Below are 23,247 nucleotides of genomic sequence, written 5' to 3' on the forward strand. Positions count from 1 at the left end.
AACGACCGACGGCATTTATGCCGCTGCACCGCCGTAGTCGCACGCAATGACGCCGACAGACCCCGAGGGCGGCCCGCCGACCGCGGCCGGTAGCGAACAGCTCTACGACGCGCTGGTCGACGCCGGGATCGACCTCCTCGTCGGACTCCCCGGAACGCAGACGCTGCCGCTGGATCGAACCGTCGACCGGCGCGACGACATCCGGTACGTGATGGCCCGCCACGAGACCGCGATCCCCCACGTCGCGTGGGGGCACTACGAGGCCGGCGGCGACGTCGCCGCGACGCTGACCGTCCCCGGCCCCGGCGATACGAACGCGATGCACGGGCTGAAGAACGCGCTCGACGACCGCGTTCCGCTGATCCACATCGCCGCGGACGCCGATCCCGCGGACCGCGGGAAGGGACCGATCCACGAGATCGAACCCGACACGTTCGACAACGTCGTCAAGGAGAACTACGCCATCGAGCGTCCGACCGAGTTCCACCGCGCGGTCCGTTCGGGGATCGAGACCGCGCTGGCGCCGCCGAGCGGTCCGGTCCGACTCGGCGTCCCGAAGCCGCTCCTCGACGCCGAGTTCCGCTCGCCGCCGGTGACGATCGATCCGCCGACGAGCCGGTTCGACGGCGACGCGGAGTACGAGACCGCGCGGCGACTGCTCGCCGACGCCGAGCGACCGATCGTCTACCTCGGCGTCGGCGCTCGCCGAACGGGCGATCCGGAATCGATCCGCACCCTCGTCGAAACGCTCGACGCCGCCGTCGTCGCCTCCTACAAGGGCAAGGGCGTCTTCCCGGAAGACGATCCGCGCTGGCTCGGCGTGACGAGCAGTCACCTCCCGGCGGGAGCGATACGTGCGCTCGAGGCCGCCGACGTCGTGCTCGCGCTCGGCGCCCGGTTCGACGGCGTGGTGACCGCCGACTGGTCGCTACCCATGGGCGAGACGCTCGTCCACGTCACCCTCGACTCGAGCCGGATCGACGTCGCCTACGAATCGGACGTGGCGATCGTCGACGACGTCGGCGGCGCGGTCGATCGGCTTCGAGACGGCTTGGGATCCCGAGAGCGACCCGACGGCGCCTGGGACGGGGCGGCCGTCGGCCGACGCGTCCGCGCGGAGTACGATGACCGGCTCGAGGACCGCGGCCTGCTCGAGGACGACGCGCCGATCGCGACGGCGGGTGCGCTTCGGACCCTCCGCGAGGCGTTGCCCCGCGAGACCGTCGTGACGACGGATATCGGCGGCTTCCGGCTCTGGGCCAAGCAGACCTTCGCGACGAACGAGCCGGAGACCTACGTCACGTCCGGCTCCTGGGCGGGGATGGGCGTCGGGATCCCGGCCGCCATCGGCGCGAAACTCGCCAGACCGGAACGGCCGGTCGTCGCGCTGACGGGCGACGGCGGGGCCATGATGTGCCTGCAGGAACTGCACACGGCCGCGGCGTACGATCTGGACGTGCTCACGATCCTCTTCAACAACGAGGACTACGGGATCATCAGCAAGTCGCCCGCCATCGACCAGTACGCCGAGGGTCACCGATTCGAGTGGTCTTCGCCCGATTTCGCCGCGATCGCCGAGGGATTCGGCTGTCGGGGCCAGACGGTGCGGACGCTCTCGGGGCTCGAGGACGCCGTCGACGCCGCGCTCGCGCGGGCTGACGGACCGGAACTGATCGACGTGCGCGTCGATCCGGACGAGCCGACGGCCGCGGCGTTCGCCGACTACGACTCCGAACTGGAGTTCTGAACGACTCGCGCGGAACCCGACCGCGCTCGCGTGGTTCGCCGTTCCGTTCGATCGAGCGACTCCGCCGTTCTCGACTGACGGTTTCCTCGAGCCGTGCAGCTATATTGTTCCGTACAACTAAACCAAATTCTCTATACGTAGTTGAATAGTGTATAATGGATCCTCACGATATATGCTACTATAATTGGAACATTCCCGTACTATCTGCCCTAACTAATGTTATGTATATGTACTGTCTGGATACAGTTATATATCTCTAACTTCGGTTCCGTAGATTCACTCTCGGAAACAGAATCTAATTTAGTATTACAGAACACTTTCGCGGGACTGGGGGCCATCGCTGTCGCTCCGTCGCGTACTCGGTCCCGAACGCGGCGCCTACGCGCGGTTGATTGAATCGCGATCACGGGTGGGAGGGCTCGGAACGATGATGCGCCGCGAAATAGGTCCGTCGATACCGCACGTCCCCCGGCAGCCAACCCCACGTTTATCACACGTACGGTCCGATATCATACCGACGAGCATGACGGCTCTCTTTACGCACACCAGCGACGACTGCGAATCGCGGGCGGCCGTTCGTCTCGACCCCTCGCGGCAGGGGGAGACGGTGAACCCCGAACTCTACTCGAAGTTCGGCGAACACCTCTACACGCCCCGGAACGTGACGAACGTCCTCGAGGCACAGACCCTGTACAATCCCACGTTCGGCTCCTGGAAGTTCGGGAGCCAGCAGTACGGTCCGGACGGCGGCAACAGCGCCGCCTTCGATCCCGACGAGATCGACGATCGGATCGACACGTACGCCGAGACGCACGGGATTCCGGACGCGGAACGGCTCCGAACGGCCTATCGCGACGGGACGGCGCTGTGGTGGTTTCCGTACGGGAATCCGGACGCGGTCCGGACGAGCCCCGACGTCGGAACGGCCGACGACCGCGCACAGCGGTTCGAGATCGGATCGACGGACGACTACGCCGGACTCGCCCAGTGGTGTCACCTGCCGATCCACCGCACGAACGCCTTCGAGGGGCAGGTAACGCTTCGCGCCGCCGCGGAGACGCCGGTCCGGCTCGCGGTCCACGACGTCGATCCCGACGACGGAACGCTCGGGTCTGTCCTCGCGGAAACCAGCGTGCCCACTCGAACCGACGACCGAACCGTTGACTTCTCGCTGGAGCTGCCGCAGGGCGAGCTCGAGGAGTCGGAGCGACTGTTCGGATTCAGCGTGACAACGCGGACGGCGGCGAACGTCGTCGTCGACCGGGTCTGCTGTTACCCCGACGATCACGTCGCCACGGCCGACCCCGAAATCGTCGACCTGCTCGCCGACCTGAACCTCTCCGTGCTCCGGTGGCCCGGCGGCAACTTCGTCTCGGGCTACCACTGGCGGGACGGCGTCGGCCCGATCGAGGAGCGGCCGACCGAGCCGAATCCGGCGTGGGACGCCCTCGAGACGAACCTCTTCGGCACCGACGAGTTCGTCGCGCTCTGTGCGGCGGTCGGCTGCGAGCCGATGATCTGCGTCAACGCCGGCAGCGGAACGCCCGAGGAGGCGGCTCGGTGGGTGGAGTACTGCAACGGTTCGACCGACACCGAGATGGGCGCGCTGCGGGCCGAACACGGCCATCCCGAACCGTACGACGTGACCTACTGGGAGATCGGCAACGAACTCTACGGCTCGTGGCAGATCGGCTGGACGACGCCGACGGGCAACGCCGATCGCTTTCGCCGATTCAAGGCGGCGATGGAGGCCGTCGACGACTCGATCGAGGTGATGGCCTGTGGGAACCGCCACACCGACTGGAACGAGCCGCTCTACGAGGAACTCGAGCCGACCGACTGGCTCACCGACCACGTCCTCCTCGAGTGCCACGCCGATCCGGAGACCGACCCGGTCGAACTGTTCAACGCGCACTCGGGCTTCGCGAGCCAACTCCGCGAGGAGTACGAGGCGGTCGCCGCCGCCTGCCGGGACGCCGGACTCGAGGACGTCCGACAGGCGATCACGGAACTGCAGCTGTTCACCCGCTTCGACGAGCGCGAGGACGACGAGGCGGACGAAGGTGCGACGGCGAGCGGGGAGAGCGCGGACCAGCGGTTGAGTCGAGAGACGCTCCCGACGAACAAGAGCGTCACCGAGGCCGTCTTCGACGCCACGATCATCCACGAGTGCATCCGGAGCGGAACCGTCGACATGGTGACTCACTCCGGCGTCGGGAACCACGGCGGCGGCCTCCGGAAGTCCCAGGGGCGAGTGTGGGCCGATCCCTGCTACTACGGCCAGCAACTCGAGTCCGGACTCGTCGGCGGCACTCCGATCGGCGTCGACGTCACGTCTCACACCTTCTTGACCGAAACCGCGTGGGGGACGGAGACGAGCCGGTGGTTCGGCGAACTCGAGCCCGTGACCGACGAACCCGCGATCGACGCGATGGCGGTGACCGACGCCGACGAGCACGATCTCGCGGTCGTGCTCGTCCACTGTGATGCGGGGGCAGACGCCATCGAGGTTACCGTCTCGGGCGGCCCGCTGGAATCGCTCGACGAGGTGACGGTCGATCGACTCTCGGCGGAGACGATGTACGACACGAACACGCTCGAGGAGCCCGAGAAAATCGCGCCGACCACCGACAGAGCGGCGGTCGAGGACGGGACCGTCACGGTATCGCTCCCGGCGTACTCGGTGGTTCGGCTGACCGGAGACCGCGACCGCGATCAGGACTGACGGCACGTCGGCGTCGCCACGAACTAGGTTTCGTCGAGAAACCCGAACGGCTTCCAGCCGAAGTAGAGCCCTGCCCCGGCGATGAGGATCATGACTCCCTGTACGCTCAGCGCCATGATCGATATCACGCGACCCTCCGATCCGGGCTCCTGAAACGGGAACAACGCGAGCAGAATGACCGCAAGCGTCAGGGTGATCGAGAGGAGCGCCCGGAAGACGGCTTCGCTCGTATCCATTGGCTCCCTATTTCGGCGACGCCGTAATAGAAGTACTGGAACGGGGGAGAATGAGCGGCCCGCTACTGAACCGGCTCGTCCTCGAGTGCGGTCGGTTCGGACTCAGTTCCGGACGGCTCGTCCTCGAGTTTCGGGCTGTCCCAGTACTCGTGGTCGTCGATCTCACGGAAGCAGGTTACCGTGTGGTCCTCGTCGCCGTCGACCGCCACCGCTTCGGGTGTGTTCCCTTTGCAGGCCTCACGCGCCTTGGGACACCGCGTGTGGAACCGACAGCCCGACGGCGGGTTTCGGGGGTCCGGAACGTCGATCTTCCGGAGGGGCGATTCGGTCTCGTCGTCGATGTCCGGGTCGAGGTTCGGCGTCGCCCACACCAGCGCCTTGGTGTAGGGGTGTTTCGGGTTCTCCAGCACCTCGTCGATGGGGCCGAGTTCGACGAGTTCGCCGAGGTACATGATACCGATACGGCCGTCGGATTTCCCGGCGACGTAGCTGGCGTTCGAGAGGTTGTGGCTGATGAACAGGAAGGACGTGTTGAACTCCTCCTGTAACTCGAGCATGAGGTCCATCATGTCGATCCGGAGGGAGACGTCCAGCGCGCTCACCGCCTCGTCGGCGAGGATGAGGTCGGGGTTCATCAACAGCGCGCGGATCAGCGCGACGCGTTGCTTCTCGCCGCCCGAAAGCTGGTGTGGGAACCGCTTGGCGTAGTCTTCCGGCGGGGACATGCCGACCCGCGAGATCATTTCGTTGATTCGCTCCCGCCGTTCGAACGAGTCCATCTCCGGATGCCGAAGTTTGAGCGGGGCCGCGAGGGAGTGTTGCACCGTCTTGTTCGGATTGAGGGACGCGCCTGGATCCTGCGGGATGATCTGGAGGGACTGACGGATCTCGTCGTGCGGAATCTCGACGTTTCCGTCCTTGTCCTTGGCCTTCCAGATATCCTGCCCTCTGTAGGTCACCGAGCCGCTGGTCGGCCGCTGGACGCCGATGGCGGTCTTTCCGAGGGTCGACTTCCCGCAACCGCTTTCGCCGACCAGCGCGACGACGTCGTTCTCGGGAATGTCCAGCGAGATGCCGTCGACGGCTTTGACGATCTCGGTCTCGCCCCTGAGCTGGGAGAGGAGCGATTGCTCGGATTCGAAGTGTACTTCCACGTCCTGTAGCGAGACGACGTGATCCTCACTCATTGACCTTCACCTCCTGAAGGGTCAGCGGAACCGTCTCGGGGACCTTCTCGACGTAATGACACGCCGCGACGTGCCCGTCCTCCGGAGTGTCCGACTCGAGGGGCGGATCGTCGCGCTCGCAAGTCGCGTCGGCCAGCGGACAGCGCGGATGGTACGAACACCCGTTCGGTACCGACACCGGATCCGGCGCCGCGCCCTCGATCGGTCGCATCTGCTCGCGGGGCGTCTCCAGGTTCGGCGTCGAGTTGAGCAACGCTCGCGTGTAGGGGTGTTTCGCTTCCGTTAGCACCTCGTATGCGGGGCCGACTTCGACGAATTCGAAGGCATAGAGGACTGCGATCCGGTCGGCGAGGTTCGCGACCAGCGGCAGGTCGTGGGTGATGAAGACGATCGTCAGGTCGCGCTCGTCTGCGATCTGTCTGATCAGCCGGATGATGCTGCGCTGCATCAGCAGGTCCAGCGCGGCCGTCGGCTCGTCCATCACCAGCACCTCCGGCTCGAGCACCAGTGAGAGCGCGATGAGCGCGCGCTGGCTCATTCCGCCCGACAGTTCGTGCGGGTAGGAGTCTAACACCTGTTCGGACTCGAGGTAGAGATCCGCGAGGAGTTCTTCGGCGCGTTCCATCCCCTCTTCGACGTCGTAGTCGTGGACGGCCAGGGTTTCCCGGAAGTGGTCTCCGATCGACATCGTCGGGTTGAACGAACTCATCGCGCCCTGGAATACCATCGAGATCTCCTCCCACCGAACCTGCTTGACCTGCTCCTGAGAGAGGTTGAGGAGATCGATGGCCTCCCCCGATTCGGGGTGGAAGGTGATGTCGCCGGTGAGGACACCGGGATCGACGACGGCGTCGAGCAGCGCGGAGGCGAACATCGATTTCCCGCTCCCGCTTTCCCCGACGACGCCGAGGACTTCACCCCGGTCGACGTCGATATTCACTTCGTTCAGTACTTTCGATTCCCCCCGTTCCATGTCGAACGAGACAGTTGTGTCTCGCACCTCGAAGATCGGATCGTCGACGGTTTTCGTGCGTTTTCGCTGCATTGTTATTCCTCGTAGGGCGCAGTGTCATCGACCGCCTCCGCGTGGCGCGCCCGGATACGCGGATTGAACAGTTTCTCGGTTCCCTGTGCGAACAGCACCAACCCGAACGAGAGGCCGACGATCGCTATCATCGGGAAGACTAGCCAGTAAATGCCATCTAGCGAGTAGATCGCCGCGTTGGTAAAGGCCTCGTTGAGCGTGATCCCCCAGTTATTCGAGAAGCCGCTGAGGAACCCGAGGTAGAACAGCGCGACTGAACCGAAGATGACCCCGCGCGCGGAGTTGACGAAGTTGATCAGCACGTAGGGCATGATGTTCGGCAGGACGTCGTCCACGATGATTTTCGGCGTGGACGCACCCATGATTCGGGAGACCTCGACGTAGGAGTGGTCCCTGATCGAGAGCACCTGCGACCGGATCGACCGCGCGAGTCCGGCCCACGAGTTGATCACGAGGAAGATGCCGATCAGATACGGACTCTCCGGTTCGAAGACGGCGATCAGGAGGATGATCAGGGGCAAGCCGGGAATGGTCATGGCGATGTCCGAGAGGGTGGTGAGCACGCTATCGATGATCCCTCCTTTGTAGCCCGAGACGGTTCCGACGATCGTCGCCACGACCGTCGAGAACACCGCGCCGGCCAGAATCATCTTCAGCACCGGCGGTGTCGAGTAGACGATCTCCGAGAGGAGACTCGCACCAATTTTGTTCGTTCCGAGCGGATACGACATGCTCTGGAAGGGACCCGCCAGTTGCGGTCCCTGTCCCTGCGTCGGTGCGGGAACGAGGTAGGGACCGACCGTCCCCATCAGCACGTAAAACAGGATGATGAGCGAGCCGGTCTTCGTTCGCCAGTCGTTCCAGGCGATCCGTAGCGGGGCGAGGACGGCTACGTCGAGCCATTCCTTGTATAGTTCCGAACGGGTCGCCGCTGATCCGTCACTCGTGCTGTCGCGGTCGTCGGTCGCGTCGAACGTTGAATTGGTTTCAGCCATCGAATGTCACCTCTCAGTAGGCCTCCTTGCCTTCTCCCGCGCTGACTCGCGGATCGATCAGCCCGTAGGTGAGATCCGCGATCAGGATACAGATCAGAACGGCGGCGGTGATGACGATGAAGATCCCCATCATGAGCGGGTAATCGCGGGCGTGGATCCCCTGCAGGAGGTAGTTTCCGAGACCGGGGTAGGCGAAGATCTGTTCCAGGATGACCGATCCACCGAACATGAATCCGACGGAGATCATCAGGTTGGTGTACATCGGTAGCAGCGCGTTCCGACCGACGTACCGGACCGCGATTCGGCGTCCGGGGACGCCACGGAGGTGTGCCACCCGGATGTAGTCCTCCCCGATCTCTTGGATCGAGTTTCCTCGCATCGTGATCGCGACCCCGCCGAATCCAGTGAGGACGAGGGACGCGACCGGAAGCGCCGCGTGGTAGAATACGTCGGCGATAAAGATGGGTGTCAGCCCCGGCTCTAACCCGACGGCGTAGTTCCCCGACTGCGGGAAGATACTCAGCTGGATGGAGAAGACGTACACCAGAAGCAGCGCCGCGACGTAGTAGGGGACAGAGTTGACGAACATCGAGAGGACCGTCGACCCGGTATCGAACCGACTGCCCTCTCGGTACGCCATGACCGCGCCGAGCACGATACCGACCGCGAACGTGAGCAGGATCGCTATCGTGAGCAGGAAGATCGTCCACGGGGCGGCCTTGATGATGAGCGAGTTGACGCTCTGGCCGGCGAACGACACTGATTGCCCCAGATTCCCCTGGAGGATGTTCGTAACGTAATCGAAGTACTGAACGTACACCGGAGTCGAGGGATCGAAGTTCGTGTACGCCTCGGTCAGCGAGTTGATTTCGGACATACTCACGCCCTCCGAGCCTCGATTCCGCATGACGCGTGCTCTGATGTAGTCCGCCGGTCCGCCCGGCATTGCCCGTATTAGTCCAAACGTCACCGTGATTACCGCGACGAACGTAACGAATGCTTGTCCAAGCCGCTTGAGTATGTACATTAATTTACGTATATGTGGCGAGTGTTACCTTATAATAATTCCGTTTTAGCTGACCAACTGGTTAAAACCGGTGACTGATCAGTTACTTGGCCTGCATATCACCGTTCCGCGGGAACCACCAGAGAGGCCACTTCGACTGGTACTTCTCAGAGTCCGGGTCCGGAACCTCCCAGTCGTCCGTGTAGAACCAGACCGGGTCATTGATCTCGTTGAGCTGGAGCATGGGAACCGTCTGGTTCGTGATCCACGCGAGTTCGTCGGTGATTGCGGTCGCTTCCTCCTCGTCTTGTGCGACAAGTAACTCCTCCATCAGTCCGCGCGGGTCGACCGACTGGAGTTCGCCGTCGGGTTCGCCCATCGGTGGGGCCTCGAGGTTCTCGGGATCGAGGTTCATGAACTCCGTGTCGATGTTGTAGTACATGTCGAAGACGTAGTACGGACTGGATCGCTGGAGCGTCCACCCCGTCGACGCCACCTTGTAGTTGCCTGCTGTGTAGTGGTCGGCCCAGTACGTCGATTCCTCGATCCGCTGCAGTTCGGCGCCGATACCCTCGTTCTCGAGGTTATCGACGATCGTCTGGTAGACCGGATGCCAGTCGGTGAGTCCCGCGGGGACCTTGATCGTCATCTCGAACGGATCGCCGTTGGGACGGTACCAAGTGTCGTCGTCCTTCTGGTACCCTTCCCCGCGGAGCAGTTCCCGACCGCGCTCCGGATCGTCGTACCGGTAGAGCTGTTCGGCCATCTCATCGGAAACTTTGTTCTCCCACCGGTTGCTCGGTTCGTTCTGGCCGTCGATGTTCCCGACGAGGCCGCTCGGCGCCTCGACCGGCTGTCCGAGCCGACCGTAGTTGTCCGCACAGGCCTGCCTGTCGATGAACTCGCTGACGGCCTGTCGAACCCGGATGTTACTGAAGTCGTCGTCCTCGTGGTTGAAGGGCAGCGAGTGTCCCCACAGCGCGGGCAACTGCGCGTTCAGGAGGTCGTCGGGCGCCTGTTCGAAGACCGTTTCCGGTGCGGAGTAGTTCCGAATCCCGTCGACCTCGCCGCCGAGAAGCACGCTCGCGGTGTCGGTCGAAACCTTGCGGAGCTCCCAGTTCTTCCAATTGATGTTGTCCGCGTCGGGGTGGTGTTCGTACAGGCTCATCTTGAGGTGACGGTTGTCCCGTTCCTCGAACTGGAAGGGACCGTTCCCCTTCACCTTCTCCTCGTCGAACGAGTCGTTACGGAGATCGTTCCGAATGTCGGCGATCTCGTCGTCGGTCGTCGCGTCCTCCCACCGCTCGACGTAGTCCTTGTACAGTCGGAACGGCGTCTCGAGCCAGTAGTAGTTCAGGCCGTCTCGGAACAGGTTCTTGTTGATCGTTCCGTCGAGGGTGAGTTCGACGGACTTGTCGCCGTCCCGCTGGATGTCCGTCCAGAGCGTCGACATCGTGTCCCCGATGATCGCGTCGGTGACGAGTTTCGTGTAGAGGTCGTCGGCGTTGACCGGGTCGCCTGGATCGCCGTTGTGCCACGTGAGATCGTCTCGAACCTTCAGAACTGCGGTATCACCCTCGAACTCCTCGATGTTCACTGCGTACGACTCGAACGTTCCGTCGTTGATGAAGTACCGTTGCAGCTGGTCGCTCTGCATCGCATGCGAGAACGGATGCTGCAGATTGAGATGGTTGAACTGATAGTTCGTCGGATCCACCGTTATCGGTTCGACGAACGTTTCACCATCTCCTTCGACACCCCCGAGACAACCGGCCATCGCCATCGCGCCTCCCATTGCTGCGCCGCGAAGGAGATGTCTGCGCGAGATCGATTGCCGGTTCGACTTACCCAATTTTCCCTTGCCATGTGATGGCATAGGAACTCATTCATATTACGGGATAAAAAACATTATGGAGACGTTGTACCATTGACGAATTGGTATTTCAACCGCCGTTGGAAATCGATCGTTTCCTATTGTGTGATAAAACACGAAAAACTAATTTTCCGCGTGTTGCGGACGGATAGCAAAACGACGCAGTCCCGCTGCCGGTTTTAGCCCCTACACCGAATCCCTACCGCTTCTACGCGCTAATTAGGGGTCTCGAACAGATGGCACTAATAGAAATCCCCTCTCACTCTATCTGTTTATTGTTCTGTATATCTACATAGAAGTAGTATAGAACCAGAGTGGAATTCACCGTATCGCTAGTCCGGCCGATCCCTCGTCCTGACGGGACCGACGTGGTATCGGTGTAGCCGTCTCGAGCGGCAACGTCCGCTTCGTCCCGTCGCCTTCGACAACTCTCTCAAGAGACGTTGTGACAAACGATACCGCCCGGCCTCACTCGACGGTCCCCGTCGAGAACAGGAGACTCGTTCTGTGTACGAACACTCGCATTCTCTTCTCAGCTAGAACGGCGATCAATCGAGAGCGACCGACGATCACCCGCGTCAGTTTCGGGTTCGAACGACTCCCCGGCGAAGTCTATCTAACGGAAGTCTCATCCGGGGACCGCTCGAGGCGCAGGCGTGTTCCGGGACCACCGACCGCTAGTTCGCTACTGTCGAGTATGCCGATCCGCCGCGGCGATGAGCAAACCGGCTAGATCGGGCGATCGTATCGATCGCTTCTCCGTCTCCGGTACATCGCAGAACAAAACACCTTTGACCGCATTCGCTTATAGGTCGATAACGCCCGTGACTCGGTTTCCGAATCCGCTCCGTCTGGTGATCCTCTACATCGGTCTCGCGCTCGCGCGGGCCGGTCTCATCGACCGCGACCGCGCCGTCCAGACGACCATCCTCGCGTGGCCGCGGATCGTTACCGGGATCGCTCGGATGTCGAAAAACGCCGTCGACGTGGCGATGGTCGGCGTGGCGGTCGGCACCGCCGCCGTCGCCGGCGTCGGCTTCGCCGGACCGTTCTGGGGACTCGCCTTCGCGATCGGGGGCGGCGTCGCCGGCGGCGCTATCGCGCTCGTCTCCCAGCGGTACGGGGCGGACGCCACCGAGGAACTGGGACTCGCCGTCCGCTCGAGCACGCTGCTCATCGTCGTGTTGAGCGTCCCGGTCACGGTCGCGTTCTGGTTCGTTCCGCACGAACTCATCTCGGTGCTGAGCAGCAACGAGCGGGCGATCGAGTACGGAGCGACGTACCTGCAAGTCGTCGGGTTCGGCATCCCCTTCGCGGGACTAAACCTCGTCGGAAGCCGGACGCTCGTCGGCGCCGACAACTCCTACATCGCGATGCAGGTTCGGGCCGGCGGGGCCCTCGCCAACATCGGCCTGAACGCCGTGTTCATCTTCGGATTCGGCTGGGGCGTCGCTGGCGCGGCGCTCGGGACGGTCCTCTCGAACGTCGTCGTGACGGCGACGTTCGCGATCGGGATCAGCCGCGGTCGCTTCCCCGGGATCGGCGAGTTTCCCGTCCAGGTGGATCCGCTGGGAACGTATCTCGACCCCGGGACGATCCGCGATCTGATCCGGATCGGACTCCCGATCGGCGCCCGGAACCTCGTCTGGACCGTCGCCGAGTTCCCGATGCTCTCCATCCTCGATATCTTCGGGGAGAACACCGTCGCCGCGTTCGTCATCGCTCGCCGCATCTGGGGCATCATGAACGCGCCCGGCTGGGGGTTCGGACTCGCGTCCTCCAGCTTGGTAGGGCAGGCCCTCGGACGCAACGACGAGGCGACTGCCGAAGCGTACGGACGCGACATCATCCGCTTCGCGGTGGCGACGTACGCCCTCTCCGCGATCCTCATCGCGCTGTTCGCCGAGCAGATCGTCGTGCTGTTCGCAAGCGACTCGACGAGTCCGGAGATACCGATCGCAGTCGACCTCATCTACGCCGCCTGTGCCGCGGTCGTCTTCCAGGGCGTCTCCGGCGCCGCTGCCGGGCCCCTCGATGCGAGCGGCGACACGCGGATCCCGTTTGCCAGCCAATTCCTGGGGATGTTCCTCGGTTCGATTCCGCTCGCGTACCTCGGCGCGACGACCGCGCTCGGATACTGGGGACTGTACCTCGCGTTCACCGCGGAGACGACGATTCCCGCCGCGATCAACTACTGGCGGTTCCGGACCGATAAGTGGAAATCCATCAGCGAAGCGTATCGGCCCGATGTCGCGGCCGGCGACGACTGAGACGCGACGGCGGTCGTTCGTTTCGCGCCATCGCAATCGAGAGTCACCCGTTCTCTTCGAGGAGCGTACGGGTGTCGATAGCGGGACCGAACGGGTCTACACGCCGGCGGGGATTCGAAATAGGTTCTCGATCGCTCCCGACTGCGGTTTTGAGCCGGATAGACAGCACGGTCGGACACACTGTCAACAGATAACGAAAGACACGGGCAGTACACTTATTTTGATGACTACTCAAGACGGGGGCATGGATCACGCACTCGTCGTCATCGACGATACGGACGCCCACCGAGAACTGCTCGCGGAAGCCGGCCAGCTCGCTCACGACACGGGCGCGAAGTTGACCGTGCTCGCGTGGATCACGCCGGATCAGGTCAACGAGACGGCGGACAACCTGGAAGTGATCGAGCAGATGGAGGGGACGTCGTACAGCGAGCCGGACTCGAGTTCCACTGCGGAGCAGTTCGCCCAACAGATCGCCGAGGAGGTGTTCGACTCGTTCGACGAGTCGCTCGAGTACGCCACCGACGGCATCGTCGTCGAGGAGAGCGAGCGCGCCGACGAAGTCATCGCCACCGCGGAGGACCTCGGCAGCGACCACCTCTTCGTCGTCGGCCGGCGCCGGTCGCCGACCGGGAAAGCGCTGTTCGGCGACTTCGCCCAGCGCATCCTGCTCAACTTCGACGGCACCGTGACGATCAAGATGAACTGATCTCCTGCAGATTCCGCTTTTTCGTCGAAAAGAGATACTACCGTTCAGAACTCCTCGAGTCCCTTCGAAATCGTTCGAATCGTTCGAAACCTCGAGCGCGGAGCGTCGGGTTACTGGATCGAGATTCCAGCGACCGTCGACGCCGGCAGCTCGGCGATCAGCGCGCCGCTGTCGACCGACACGTCGAGTTCCTCGGCGGTGAACTCCTCGGCGTTGTCGGCGTCGACCTCGGCGTCGGCGTCGTGGTCCGCGAACAGCAACTCGGCCTCGACGGTCGCCGAGTCGAGGTCCACGCCCTCGAGGGTGACCTCGATCGTCTTCTCCTCGCGGCAGTCGAGGTTCGTGACGGTCACGTAGGTTTCGTCGTCGTCGACCGACGCGGACGCGCCGACGAGCGGCAGTTCGCGCTCCTCGTCGTCGTCGGCGAGTTCGCGCGCCGGCGTGTCGACCGACGTCTGCACGGCCTCGCTCCCCTTGTGCGGCGCGTACAGGTCGAAGACGCGGTAGGTGGGACGCGCCCAGGCCTCGTCCTCGTCGGTCTCGATGAGACACTGCAGGACGTTGACCGTCTGTGCGATGTTCGTCATCGTCAGGACGTCGCTGTGGTGGTTGAAGACGTCCAGAACGGCCGCTGCGGAGAGCGCGTCGAGGACGGTCCCCGGCTGCTCGAGCCCGTTGTCGGCCGTCGCCTCGGGATGCCAGGTCCCCCACTCGTCGATGATGACGCCGATGTCGCGGGTCGTCGCGACGGCGTTGATCGCGCCGGCCATCCGCTCGATGTGCCGTTCCATCTCGAGGGCCTCGACGAGCATGCGGTCGTACTGGTCCTCGTCGGCCTCGTCGACGTTCATCCCGCGGCCGTAGTAGTGGTGCAGCGTGATGTGGTCGAGCGGGAACTCCACGCCCCATCGGGACTGGTTGATCTCCTCGAGGAAGCGTCGGTTCCACTCGTGGCCCTCGTAGCCACAAGCGATGAGTTCGATGTCGTGGTCGAACATCAGGTTCGACTGGGTACCGACGTAGGTGGCGTACCGGCGGTACTCGCGGGCGTACTGCTCGGGCGACATCTGGCCGCCACAGCCCCAGTTCTCGTTGCCGAGACCCCAGTACTTGACGCCGTAGGGCTCCTCGTGACCGTTCTCGCGTCGCCGGTCGGCGAGTTCGGTGTCGCCGTCGTAGTTGCAGTACTCGACCCAGTTGGCGGCCTCCTGCGGGGTTCCCGAACCGACGTTGGCCGCGAGGTACGGCTCCGTGTCGATTCGCTCGCAGAGTTCCAGGAACTCGTCGGTTCCGAAGGCGTTTGACTCCTCGGGGAGGTCCTCGGGGCCCTGCGCCCAGAAGAGGTTCCGGCGACGCGGTCGCTCCTCCTGGGGACCGACGCCGTCTTCCCAGTGGTAGTCGTCGGCGAAACAGCCGCCGGGCCAGCGAAGAACTGGAATCTCGAGGTCGGCGAGGAGTTCGACGACGTCCTCCCGGTACCCGTCCTCGTCGGCGCTGTCGCTGGTCCAGAGACCCTCGTAAACACATCGTCCGAGGTGTTCGGAGAAGTGACCGTGGACCTCGGGTTCGATGCGGTCGATATCCGCTGCAGTATGAACTGTGATCCGTGCGTTAGCCATCCACACTTCCCTTTCCGTTAAAGTGTTATAAGTTCCCCGGTTTATGTCACGCTAAACCCGGCAAAACCCGCAGTGCGGGGATACCGACCGGCGGTTGAAGACTGCAATTGCGGTATTCGGCGGCCGGTCGCGACCGCGTTATCGCCCGGTACGCCGAGGGACGAACGAGAGTCGCTGCGACGAAGCGCCAAACGATCCGCTCTTTCGGCCGATTGAACTCGTCACGGAGTACCAAACTATTTGACGGATCGGGTTCGAGAATCACCGAGACAGTGTCCAACAGAGAACACCGATTGGAGGGGTATCGTGATGCAGTCGAATGGCCGTTGGTCCGTCTCTTCGTCCGCTTTAGCCGGGAGCGGCGTCACTGGTTCTCGATCGGACTCCTCGCCGGCTTGTTCGAGCGGACCGCGTCGTTGGTCCCGCCGTTCGTTCTCGGCGTCGCCATCGACGCCGTGTTCAACCAGACGACGGGGTACGATCTTCCGCTCGTGCCGGACGGAATCGTTCCGTCGACGACGGAGGGACAGCTCTGGTTCTCGTTTGCGCTTATCTTCGGGTGTTACGTACTCACGGCGCTGCTGGCGACGGTGCGGATGCTCTCGGTTGACTACTTCTCCCACCACCTGATGCACGTCGTTCGCACGTCCACCTACGACAAGATGCAACAGCTGGACGTCCGCTTCTTCGACGGTCACGAGAAGGGCGAACTCATGAGCATCCTGAACAACGACATCTCCAACTTCGAGCAGTTCTTCGACGACGCGCTCACCCGGGCGGTCCGGATCGGGACGGTCCTCCTGGGAATCACCGGGATACTCGTCTACCTGAACTGGCAGCTCGCGATCGTGACGCTGGGGGCGGTCCCCTTGCTCACCGCGTTCACGCTGTGGTTCATGCGCCGGGTCGAGCCGGTCTACGACCGGATTCGATCGAGCGTCGGCGGCATGAACACCCGCCTCGAGAACAACCTCGGCGGGATCCACCTCATCAAGACGATGACGACGGAGTCCTACGAGTCCGACCGCGTCACGGACGTCTCCTACCGTTACTTCGATACGAACTGGCAGCGGATCAAGCTCAACACGCTGTACCATCCGGGGAGTAACTTCATCACGAACGCGTCGTTCGCGGCGACGTTCATCATCGGCGGCTACTGGGTCGTCATCGGGCCGCCGCCGCTGTTCAGCGGGACGCTCACCGTCGGCTCGCTCGTCACCTTCCTCTTTATGAGCCAGCGGTTTACCGGTCCGCTCAAGCAGATCGCACTCATCATCGAGCAGTACGAGAACGCCCGCGCGTCCGGCAAACGCGTCGTCGGTCTCATGGACATGCCCGTCGCCATCGAGGACCGCGAGGACGCGACGGAGCTGACCGACGTCGACGGCCGCGTCGAGTACGACGACGTGAGCTTCGCCTACGACCCCGACGAGGAGTACGTCCTCGAGGACATCTCGTTCGATGTCGACCCGGGTGAGACGGTCGCGTTCGTCGGGCCGACCGGCGCGGGTAAGTCAACTGTCGTCCGCCTCCTCATGCGGATGTACGAGACCGACGAAGGGGCGGTCAGGATCGACGGTAACGACGTCCGCGATGTGACGCTGGCGAGTCTCCGGGAGACGATCGGCTACGTCAGTCAGAACAACTACCTCTTCGGCGGCACCGTCAGGGAGAACATCGCGTACGGAACCTTCGACGCGACCGACGAGGAGGTCGTCGCGGCCGCCGAGTCCGCACAGGCCCACGCCTTCATCGAGGAGCTTCCGGACGGCTACGACACGCAGGTCGGCGAGGAAGGCGTCAAGCTCTCGGGCGGCCAGCGCCAGCGGATCGCACTCGCGCGTATCATCCTCTCGAATCCGGAGATCCTCGTCCTGGACGAGGCGACCAGCGACGTCGACACCGAGACGGAGATGCTCATCCAGCGATCGATCGAGGAGATCACCGCCGACAGGACGACGTTCGTCATCGCCCACCGACTGTCGACGGTCCGCGACGCCGACACCATCCTCGTCCTCGACGACGGGGAGATCGTCGAGCGAGGGAGCCACGGCGCGTTGCTCGAGCGGGACGGGCTCTACGCGAACCTCTGGAAGGTTCAGGCGGGCGAGATCAACGAGCTCCCGGAAACGTTCGTCGAGCGCATCACGCAGAACAACTGAGGCGAGCCGAGGCCGGGTCGACGGCCGCTACGACCGGAGCCAGACTCGCATCGCTCCCGGGTCGCGGTTGTCCCACGCGTAGTAGGGGACCGCCGTGAACTCGGTCCGTTCTCGAGCCGTCTCGTCGGCCGGCCGGTACAGTTCGCCGTCCCAGCCCTGCCGGTCCGGCACGCTCGCCTCGCCCTCGATGACCGTGACGCCCTCGAGCAGATCCGGTCGATGCGCCGTCGAGGTCGGCTCCGGGTCCTCGTACTGGTGGAGCGGCCGGTCGTTGTCGACCGCCTCGAGGCAGTAGACGAGCGGCCCGCGTTTGAGGGCGACGCGACCGGCGTCGTCAGCCACCTCGGGATGGACTTCCAGCCGCGTGACCGTCTGCTCGAAGGTCAGCTCGATCCGGTCGTCGTCCCACTCCCGTTCGATCTCGAGGTAGCCCTCGGACGGCGTCTCGACAGACTCGCCGTTTACCGTCACCGTCGACGACTCGGCCCAATCCGGGATGCGGAGGCGGAGCGGCACCGACGCTCCGTCGGCGTCGATGTCGACGGTGACCTCGTCCGATCACGGGAGGGCGCTGTCCTGCGATAGTTCGACGCTCGCGCTGTCGACCGTCGTTTCGACGCTACTGCCGAGGTACTGATTGACGTAGATCGCCGAGTCCCGCTGGCTGTAGACGTATTCGCCCAGCGACGCGAGCAGCCGGGCCGCGTTCGGCGGACAGCACGCGCAGGTGAACCAACCCTTGCGGTGGTGGTCCCCGTCGCTCTCCAAGGGGTTCTCGTAGAAAAACTCGGTCCCGTCGAGCGAGACGCCGGCGAGGAATCCGTTGTACAGCGTCCGCTCGATGAGGTCCGCGTACTTCGCCTCGCCGGAGAGTTCGAACAGCCGCTGGTTCCAGTAGACGCTCCCGATCGCGGCGCAGGTCTCGGCGTAGGCGTCGTTTCTGAGGTCGTAGTCAGTCGTGAACCCCTCGTGGGCCTCCTCGGGACCGAGCCTGCCGGGACGTACATCCGCTTCGTCGTCATGTTCGTCCAGAGGCGCTCGAGGGACTCGATCAACTCGTCTTCGCCCGTCTCGATGGCGAGGTCCGTCGCGGCCGCGAACAGGTACATCGCCCTGACGGAGTGGCCTTCGACGGTCTCCTGTTCTCGGAGCGGCTCGTGGGCCTGAGCGTAGCGCCCGTCGTACGAGCCGTCTTCGTGGGTGAAGACGTCCCGTGCGGCGGAAATGACCTCGCCGTCGTCGTACTCGGCGCCGCCGAGCGTCTCCGGGTTGTCGATCTCCCAGGCCAGGCGGTCTTCCTTCCCGCGCAGGTCGATGAAGTACTTCGCGAGGTCGAGATACCGCGTCTCGTCGGTGACCCGGTAGAGCTTCAGGAGCGCCAGTTCGATCTCCTCGTGGCCGGGAACGCCCTCGACCTCGTCGCCGAAAACGTCGTCGACGAGGTCTGCGACGTCGATCGCTACCTCGAGTAGCGTTTCCTTTTCCGTCGCCCTGTAGTGGGCGACCGCGGCCTCGATGAGATGCCCGGCGCAGTAGAGTTCGTGCATCATGTGAAGGTTCGTCCACCGGTTCTCGGGCTCGACGAGGGAGAAGTACGTGTTCAGGTAGCCGTCCGGCTGCTGTGCGTCGGCGATCAGCGAGATCACCTCGTCGACCTTCGCCTCCAGTTCGGGATCCTCGCGCTGAGAGAGCACGTACGAGGCGGCCTCGATCCACTTGTACGCGTCCGTATCCTGAAACCACATCCCCTGAAACCCGCCGGACTCCCCGGCGGCGACGCGCCGGAAGTTCTCGAGCGTTCCGGACTCCTCGAGCTGGTCGTACTGATGGCTGATCGTTACGTCCCTGTCTCCCGTCGCGGCGACCAAAAGTCGTCGTCGATCGCGACCTCGGAGAGCGAAATTCCGTCGCTAACTGTATCTCGTGGACCCATGCGTGTAGTTCCCACCCGTTCGTGTCGGCCAGTTGGTGATAAAGGTTGTCGAAACAACAGGGCGGCTCCGGAGAGCGAAACGCTGTGCGTGAGAGTCTGAACTCGAGCGCTTGAGGGAGTCGCGGACACGTACACGAGCGCCGATCGGCGACGAGACGTGGATCGCGGTATTCGCCGTCGAGCCCGTCCGTTCGCTCACGCTGGGCCCGCACGGCGCAGCGAACCAGTGGGTGTGGTGCTGTGGGCACGCTCGTTCTGCCGTCGGGCCGAAACTACCGGTCATGCGACTGTAACGTTCCGTATAGCCCAATGCCATTCTGTATATTCGAACGACCATCTCTAAAACTGGATACGTCGTAGTAACAGTTACCAAGGCCCAGTTCGAACCGGTGGGCCGCTACAGCGGCGAATAACGCAGTGTCTCTTTGTCACACAGCGGTTCGAATACCGGAATAGCGGGGCTATTTACAATAGTACTACTGTAATACAACGCTATTTGCCTCGGCGATACGACGTTCCGTATAGTTGAAAACTGTTCTCTATATCCAGCAAACTGGGCACTTCTGGAGAACGGTGTACTGTCTGTCCCTACGGCAGCGATACCGACCACTGCCGTTCACTGATAGAGAAGCTTCGGCGAACCCTTGAGAAAGCGGCGCGTCTCAACCAGAACAAAAATTATATTGGTTCGGTGCATAGGGAAACCATGGCAGAACCGAAACACCCGGTCCGAACGGTCGACAGGGCGATGGAGATCGTGGAGATCATCCAGGAACTCGACGGCGCGGGCGTCTCCGAGATCGCCGAGCAGGTCGATATCGGCAAAAGCGCGGTTCACAACCACCTGAACACGCTCGTGAACAGGGAGTACCTCGTCAAGGAGGGCGACGAGTACCAGATCGGCCTCTCGTTTCTCGGCCTCGGCGCGTACGCTCGAGACCGGACCCAGATCTACGAGACCGCCCGGTCCGAGATCGACAAACTCGCCAACGAAACCGGCGAGTTGGCGAACCTCCTCGTCGAGAAAAACGGGATGGGAATCTACCTCTACCAGGCGCAGGGCCAAAACGCTGTGGAGCTCGATACGCACGAGGGCAAGCAGGTCAGGCTGCACTGCACCGGACTGGGCAAGTCGATCCTCGCCTTCCGACCCCGCGACGAAGTCACCGAGATCCTCGACAAGCACGGGATGCCCAAGATGACCGAGCAGACGATCACGGACCGCGACCAGCTGTTCAACGAACTCGACCAGATCCGAGAGCAGAAGTATGCGGTCGACAACGAGGAGCGCCTCGCCGGCCTCTGCTGTGTCTCCGCGCCCATTACGAACGGGGAAGAACGGAGCATCGGCGCCATCAGCGTCGCCTGTCCGGTCCACCGGATCAGCGAGGAGCGGTTCTACGAGGAGCTTCCGGACGCCGTCCTCGGCACCGCGAACGTCATCGAACTCGAGCACAACTACTCGTAACCCTCTGTCTCCGGACCGTTTCTCGCCGGCCGTTTCCGCGTTCGATACCGCTTCGCGCGGAGATATCTTGAAGTGATCGCGGCGACACGAACGGAGTATGACCCGACTCGAACGCGTCGCGGACACGCAAAACGACACGGGCGAAGGACCGCTGTGGCACCCCGACGAAGGCTGTTTGTTCTGGGTCGATATCCCCGCGGGCGAACTGTATCGGTTCGATCCGGACGCCGAAACGCACACGCTCGCGTACGAAACCGACGGCGACCAGCCGATCGGCGGCTTCACGATCCAGACCGACGGCTCGCTGCTGCTCTTCGGAAACGGTCGAGTCAGTCGCTGGCAGCCGGGTTCGGAATCGGCGACGCTCGTCACCGACGTCGACGCCGACACGCGCTTCAACGACGTCATCGCGGATCCCGAGGGGCGGGTGTTCTGCGGGACGATGCCCGGCGAGGACTCGCTGGGCGATCTCTACCGGCTCGACGTCGACGCGACCGTCACGACCGTCGTCGAAGACGTCGACATCGCGAACGGCATGGGCTTTACCGCCGATCTCGAGACGTTCTACTTCACCGAGTCGGAGGCTCGTCGGATCTACGCGTTCGACTACGACCGGGAGACCGGCGGGCTCTCGAACCGACGGACGTTCGTCGAGACGCCCGCTGCCGACGGGATTCCGGACGGGCTGACCGTCGACGGGGACGACTACGTCTGGTCGGCGCGGTGGAACGGCGGTCGCGCGGTTCGGTACGATCCGACCGGCGACCCGGTCGACCGGCTCACCGTTCCCGCACGCAAAGTCTCCTCGGTCACCTTCGCCGGCCCCGAATACGACGACCTGTACCTGACGACGGCGCTCGAGGGCGGCGACCGGGAGGCAGAAGGCGACGGCGCCGGCGCGCTCTTCCGAGCGACGGGGCTCGAGACCGGCGGCAGCGAGGCGTTCCGGTCGCGAATCAAAACGGAGTAAATCGAAGGGCCGGACGCGGTCAGAACGCGCTGTCGGCGAAGCCGCCGTCGATCGTGACGATCTCGCCGGTCACGAACGAACTGGCGTCGCTGCCGAGGTAGATCGCCGCGCCGACGATCTCCTCGCGCTCGGCGACCCGACCGAGCGGGGTTCGCTCGTCGATGCGCTCGCGCTTCTCGGTTCCTTCGGCGTACGTTTCCGCGTTCTGTGGCGTGATGACGAAGCCCGGCGCGATCGCGTTGACTCTGATGTCGGGCGACAGTTCCTTCGCGGACGCGCGGGTGAAGGCCTCGACGCCGCCCTTAGCGGCGGTGTACGCCGGCAGGTTCGCCATCGAGAGCCGAGCCGTCAGCGAGGAGATATTGATGATCGACCCGCCCTCGTCCATCGCCGGCGCGAAGGCCTGGGTCACCCGGCGGACGCCGTCGAGCGCGACGTCGGTGACGAAATCCCAGTCCTCGTCGGAGATATCCTGGACCGACTCCCGGGAAATTGCTCCCTGCGAGGCGACGACGACGTCGACGCCGCCGAGTTCGTCGACGGCCGTCTCGCGGACGGCCTCGAGCGAGCCGGCGTCGGTGACGTCGCAGGTGACCCGCGCCGTCTCGACGCCGCGGTCTTCGATCTCCGCCGCGGTTTCGTTGACTTTCTCCTCGCTGCGACTCGTCGCGATGACGTCGGCGCCCTCCTCGGCGAAGCCGAGGGCGATCGCCTGTCCGATCCCGCTCGTCCCGCCGATGACGACGGCTCGTTTGCCACTGACGGTCACCGGGCTGTGTTGGTAATCGACCATACGGCAAGCGAGACCGTGCGCCCTCATTACGTTTACCCTCTCGAGCGAGCCCGGCGGTGAGCGCGGAGAGCGGACGGCCGATAGCGATCGACGGGAGCCGCCGATCGCATCCGTCGGCGATTCGTCGCCGAGGGATCGGGAACGGCGTCGTTCAGATAAGCGGGCTAAGACCGGAATAGAACGGACCCTTCCCCCTTTTCGCAAAAACACTTTTACGTCTCCTTAGCCTCAGGCCTGAGCAACACATGAGCAATGCATCCCGATCGATAGAGACTGCCGTGTCGACGAAAGTCATCCAGCGTGTTGCGGCAGTCACGGACCGAACGGTGACCGAGTTACCGCCCTTATACGAGACGATCGATCCGGAGGCACTCGACGCCGTTATCGATTCGGCCGCGACGGACGAGTCAGCGCTGGAGTGCCAATTCACGTACTCGGGGTGTCAGGTTAGTATCACTGGATCCGGGGCCGTTCTCGTCGAAAGAGAGGGCTGTTAGCACGAGCCGAGG

The 23,247-nt window shown here is 63.5% G+C and carries 16 protein-coding genes and 1 pseudogene; 8 read left to right on the plus strand and 9 right to left on the minus strand.

Going from position 1 to position 23,247, the window contains the following annotated elements; genetic code table 11:
- Positions 1–46 precede the first annotated feature (46 nt).
- Both C477_RS16690 and C477_RS16695 read left to right on the plus strand, forming a co-directional pair.
- Positions 47–1,747 carry a thiamine pyrophosphate-binding protein gene (locus C477_RS16690; protein ID WP_008895704.1) on the plus strand — a complete coding sequence of 567 codons (1,701 nt, stop codon included), beginning with the start codon at positions 47–49 and terminating at the stop codon, positions 1,745–1,747.
- A 523-nt stretch (positions 1,748–2,270) separates the two neighbouring features.
- Complete coding sequence (locus C477_RS16695; RefSeq protein WP_008895705.1) at positions 2,271–4,472, plus strand: alpha-L-arabinofuranosidase C-terminal domain-containing protein; 2,202 nt, start codon at positions 2,271–2,273, stop codon at positions 4,470–4,472.
- A 23-nt stretch (positions 4,473–4,495) separates the two neighbouring features.
- On the opposite strand, the gene C477_RS16700 is transcribed toward C477_RS16695, so the two are convergent.
- The 6 genes from C477_RS16700 to C477_RS16725 all read right to left on the minus strand — a co-directional run bounded on the left by C477_RS16700 (position 4,496) and on the right by C477_RS16725 (position 10,598).
- On the minus strand, positions 4,496–4,708 hold the full coding sequence (locus C477_RS16700) for a hypothetical protein (protein WP_008895706.1): 213 nt from the start codon (positions 4,706–4,708) through the stop codon (positions 4,496–4,498).
- Positions 4,709–4,770: 62 nt separating this feature from the next.
- Positions 4,771–5,895 (minus strand): ABC transporter ATP-binding protein, encoded by a 1,125-nt coding sequence (locus C477_RS24835; RefSeq protein ID WP_008895707.1) that lies wholly within the window; start codon positions 5,893–5,895, stop codon positions 4,771–4,773.
- Positions 5,888–6,940 (minus strand): ABC transporter ATP-binding protein, encoded by a 1,053-nt coding sequence (locus C477_RS24840; protein WP_008895708.1) that lies wholly within the window; start codon positions 6,938–6,940, stop codon positions 5,888–5,890. Before C477_RS24840 ends, C477_RS24835 begins: the two co-directional genes overlap by 8 nt.
- 2 nt (positions 6,941–6,942) lie before the next feature.
- Complete coding sequence (locus C477_RS16715; RefSeq protein ID WP_008895709.1) at positions 6,943–7,935, minus strand: ABC transporter permease; 993 nt, start codon at positions 7,933–7,935, stop codon at positions 6,943–6,945.
- A 13-nt stretch (positions 7,936–7,948) separates the two neighbouring features.
- Positions 7,949–8,962 carry an ABC transporter permease gene (locus C477_RS16720; protein ID WP_049914620.1) on the minus strand — a complete coding sequence of 338 codons (1,014 nt, stop codon included), beginning with the start codon at positions 8,960–8,962 and terminating at the stop codon, positions 7,949–7,951.
- An 82-nt stretch (positions 8,963–9,044) separates the two neighbouring features.
- Complete coding sequence (locus C477_RS16725; protein WP_239641895.1) at positions 9,045–10,598, minus strand: ABC transporter substrate-binding protein; 1,554 nt, start codon at positions 10,596–10,598, stop codon at positions 9,045–9,047.
- Between the two features lie 1,040 nt (positions 10,599–11,638).
- Here C477_RS16725 and C477_RS16730 point away from each other — a divergent pair.
- Positions 11,639–13,084 (plus strand): MATE family efflux transporter, encoded by a 1,446-nt coding sequence (locus C477_RS16730; RefSeq protein ID WP_008895712.1) that lies wholly within the window; start codon positions 11,639–11,641, stop codon positions 13,082–13,084.
- A gap of 244 nt (positions 13,085–13,328) precedes the next feature.
- Positions 13,329–13,793 (plus strand): universal stress protein, encoded by a 465-nt coding sequence (locus C477_RS16735; RefSeq protein ID WP_008895713.1) that lies wholly within the window; start codon positions 13,329–13,331, stop codon positions 13,791–13,793.
- Between the two features lie 110 nt (positions 13,794–13,903).
- On the opposite strand, the gene C477_RS16740 is transcribed toward C477_RS16735, so the two are convergent.
- Entirely contained in the window at positions 13,904–15,412 is a 1,509-nt protein-coding gene (locus C477_RS16740) for an alpha-N-arabinofuranosidase (RefSeq protein ID WP_008895714.1), read from the minus strand.
- Between the two features lie 272 nt (positions 15,413–15,684).
- Here C477_RS16740 and C477_RS16745 point away from each other — a divergent pair, with 272 nt between their 5' ends.
- Complete coding sequence (locus C477_RS16745) at positions 15,685–17,574, plus strand: ABC transporter ATP-binding protein (RefSeq protein WP_049914622.1); 1,890 nt, start codon at positions 15,685–15,687, stop codon at positions 17,572–17,574.
- 27 nt (positions 17,575–17,601) lie between these two features.
- Here C477_RS16745 and C477_RS24950 read toward each other — a convergent pair.
- Positions 17,602–19,507: pseudogene (locus tag C477_RS24950) on the minus strand (glycoside hydrolase family 127 protein).
- 706 nt (positions 19,508–20,213) lie between these two features.
- On the opposite strand from C477_RS24950, the gene C477_RS16755 reads away from it, so the two are divergent.
- Together C477_RS16755 and C477_RS16760 are read left to right on the plus strand one after the other, a co-directional pair.
- Positions 20,214–20,975 (plus strand): IclR family transcriptional regulator, encoded by a 762-nt coding sequence (locus tag C477_RS16755; RefSeq protein WP_008895716.1) that lies wholly within the window; start codon positions 20,214–20,216, stop codon positions 20,973–20,975.
- Positions 20,976–21,072: 97 nt separating this feature from the next.
- Positions 21,073–21,945, plus strand: a complete 873-nt coding sequence (locus tag C477_RS16760) for an SMP-30/gluconolactonase/LRE family protein (protein WP_008895717.1) — start codon at positions 21,073–21,075, stop codon at positions 21,943–21,945.
- 19 nt (positions 21,946–21,964) lie between these two features.
- On the opposite strand, the gene C477_RS16765 is transcribed toward C477_RS16760, so the two are convergent.
- Positions 21,965–22,738 carry an SDR family NAD(P)-dependent oxidoreductase gene (locus C477_RS16765; protein WP_008895718.1) on the minus strand — a complete coding sequence of 258 codons (774 nt, stop codon included), beginning with the start codon at positions 22,736–22,738 and terminating at the stop codon, positions 21,965–21,967.
- 245 nt (positions 22,739–22,983) lie between these two features.
- Here C477_RS16765 and C477_RS16770 point away from each other — a divergent pair, with 245 nt between their 5' ends.
- Complete coding sequence (locus tag C477_RS16770) at positions 22,984–23,235, plus strand: HalOD1 output domain-containing protein (protein WP_049914623.1); 252 nt, start codon at positions 22,984–22,986, stop codon at positions 23,233–23,235.
- The last annotated feature ends 12 nt before the right edge of the window (positions 23,236–23,247 follow it).

It is taken from the genome of Haloterrigena salina JCM 13891 (assembly GCF_000337495.1).
Lineage (GTDB): Archaea > Halobacteriota > Halobacteria > Halobacteriales > Natrialbaceae > Haloterrigena > Haloterrigena salina.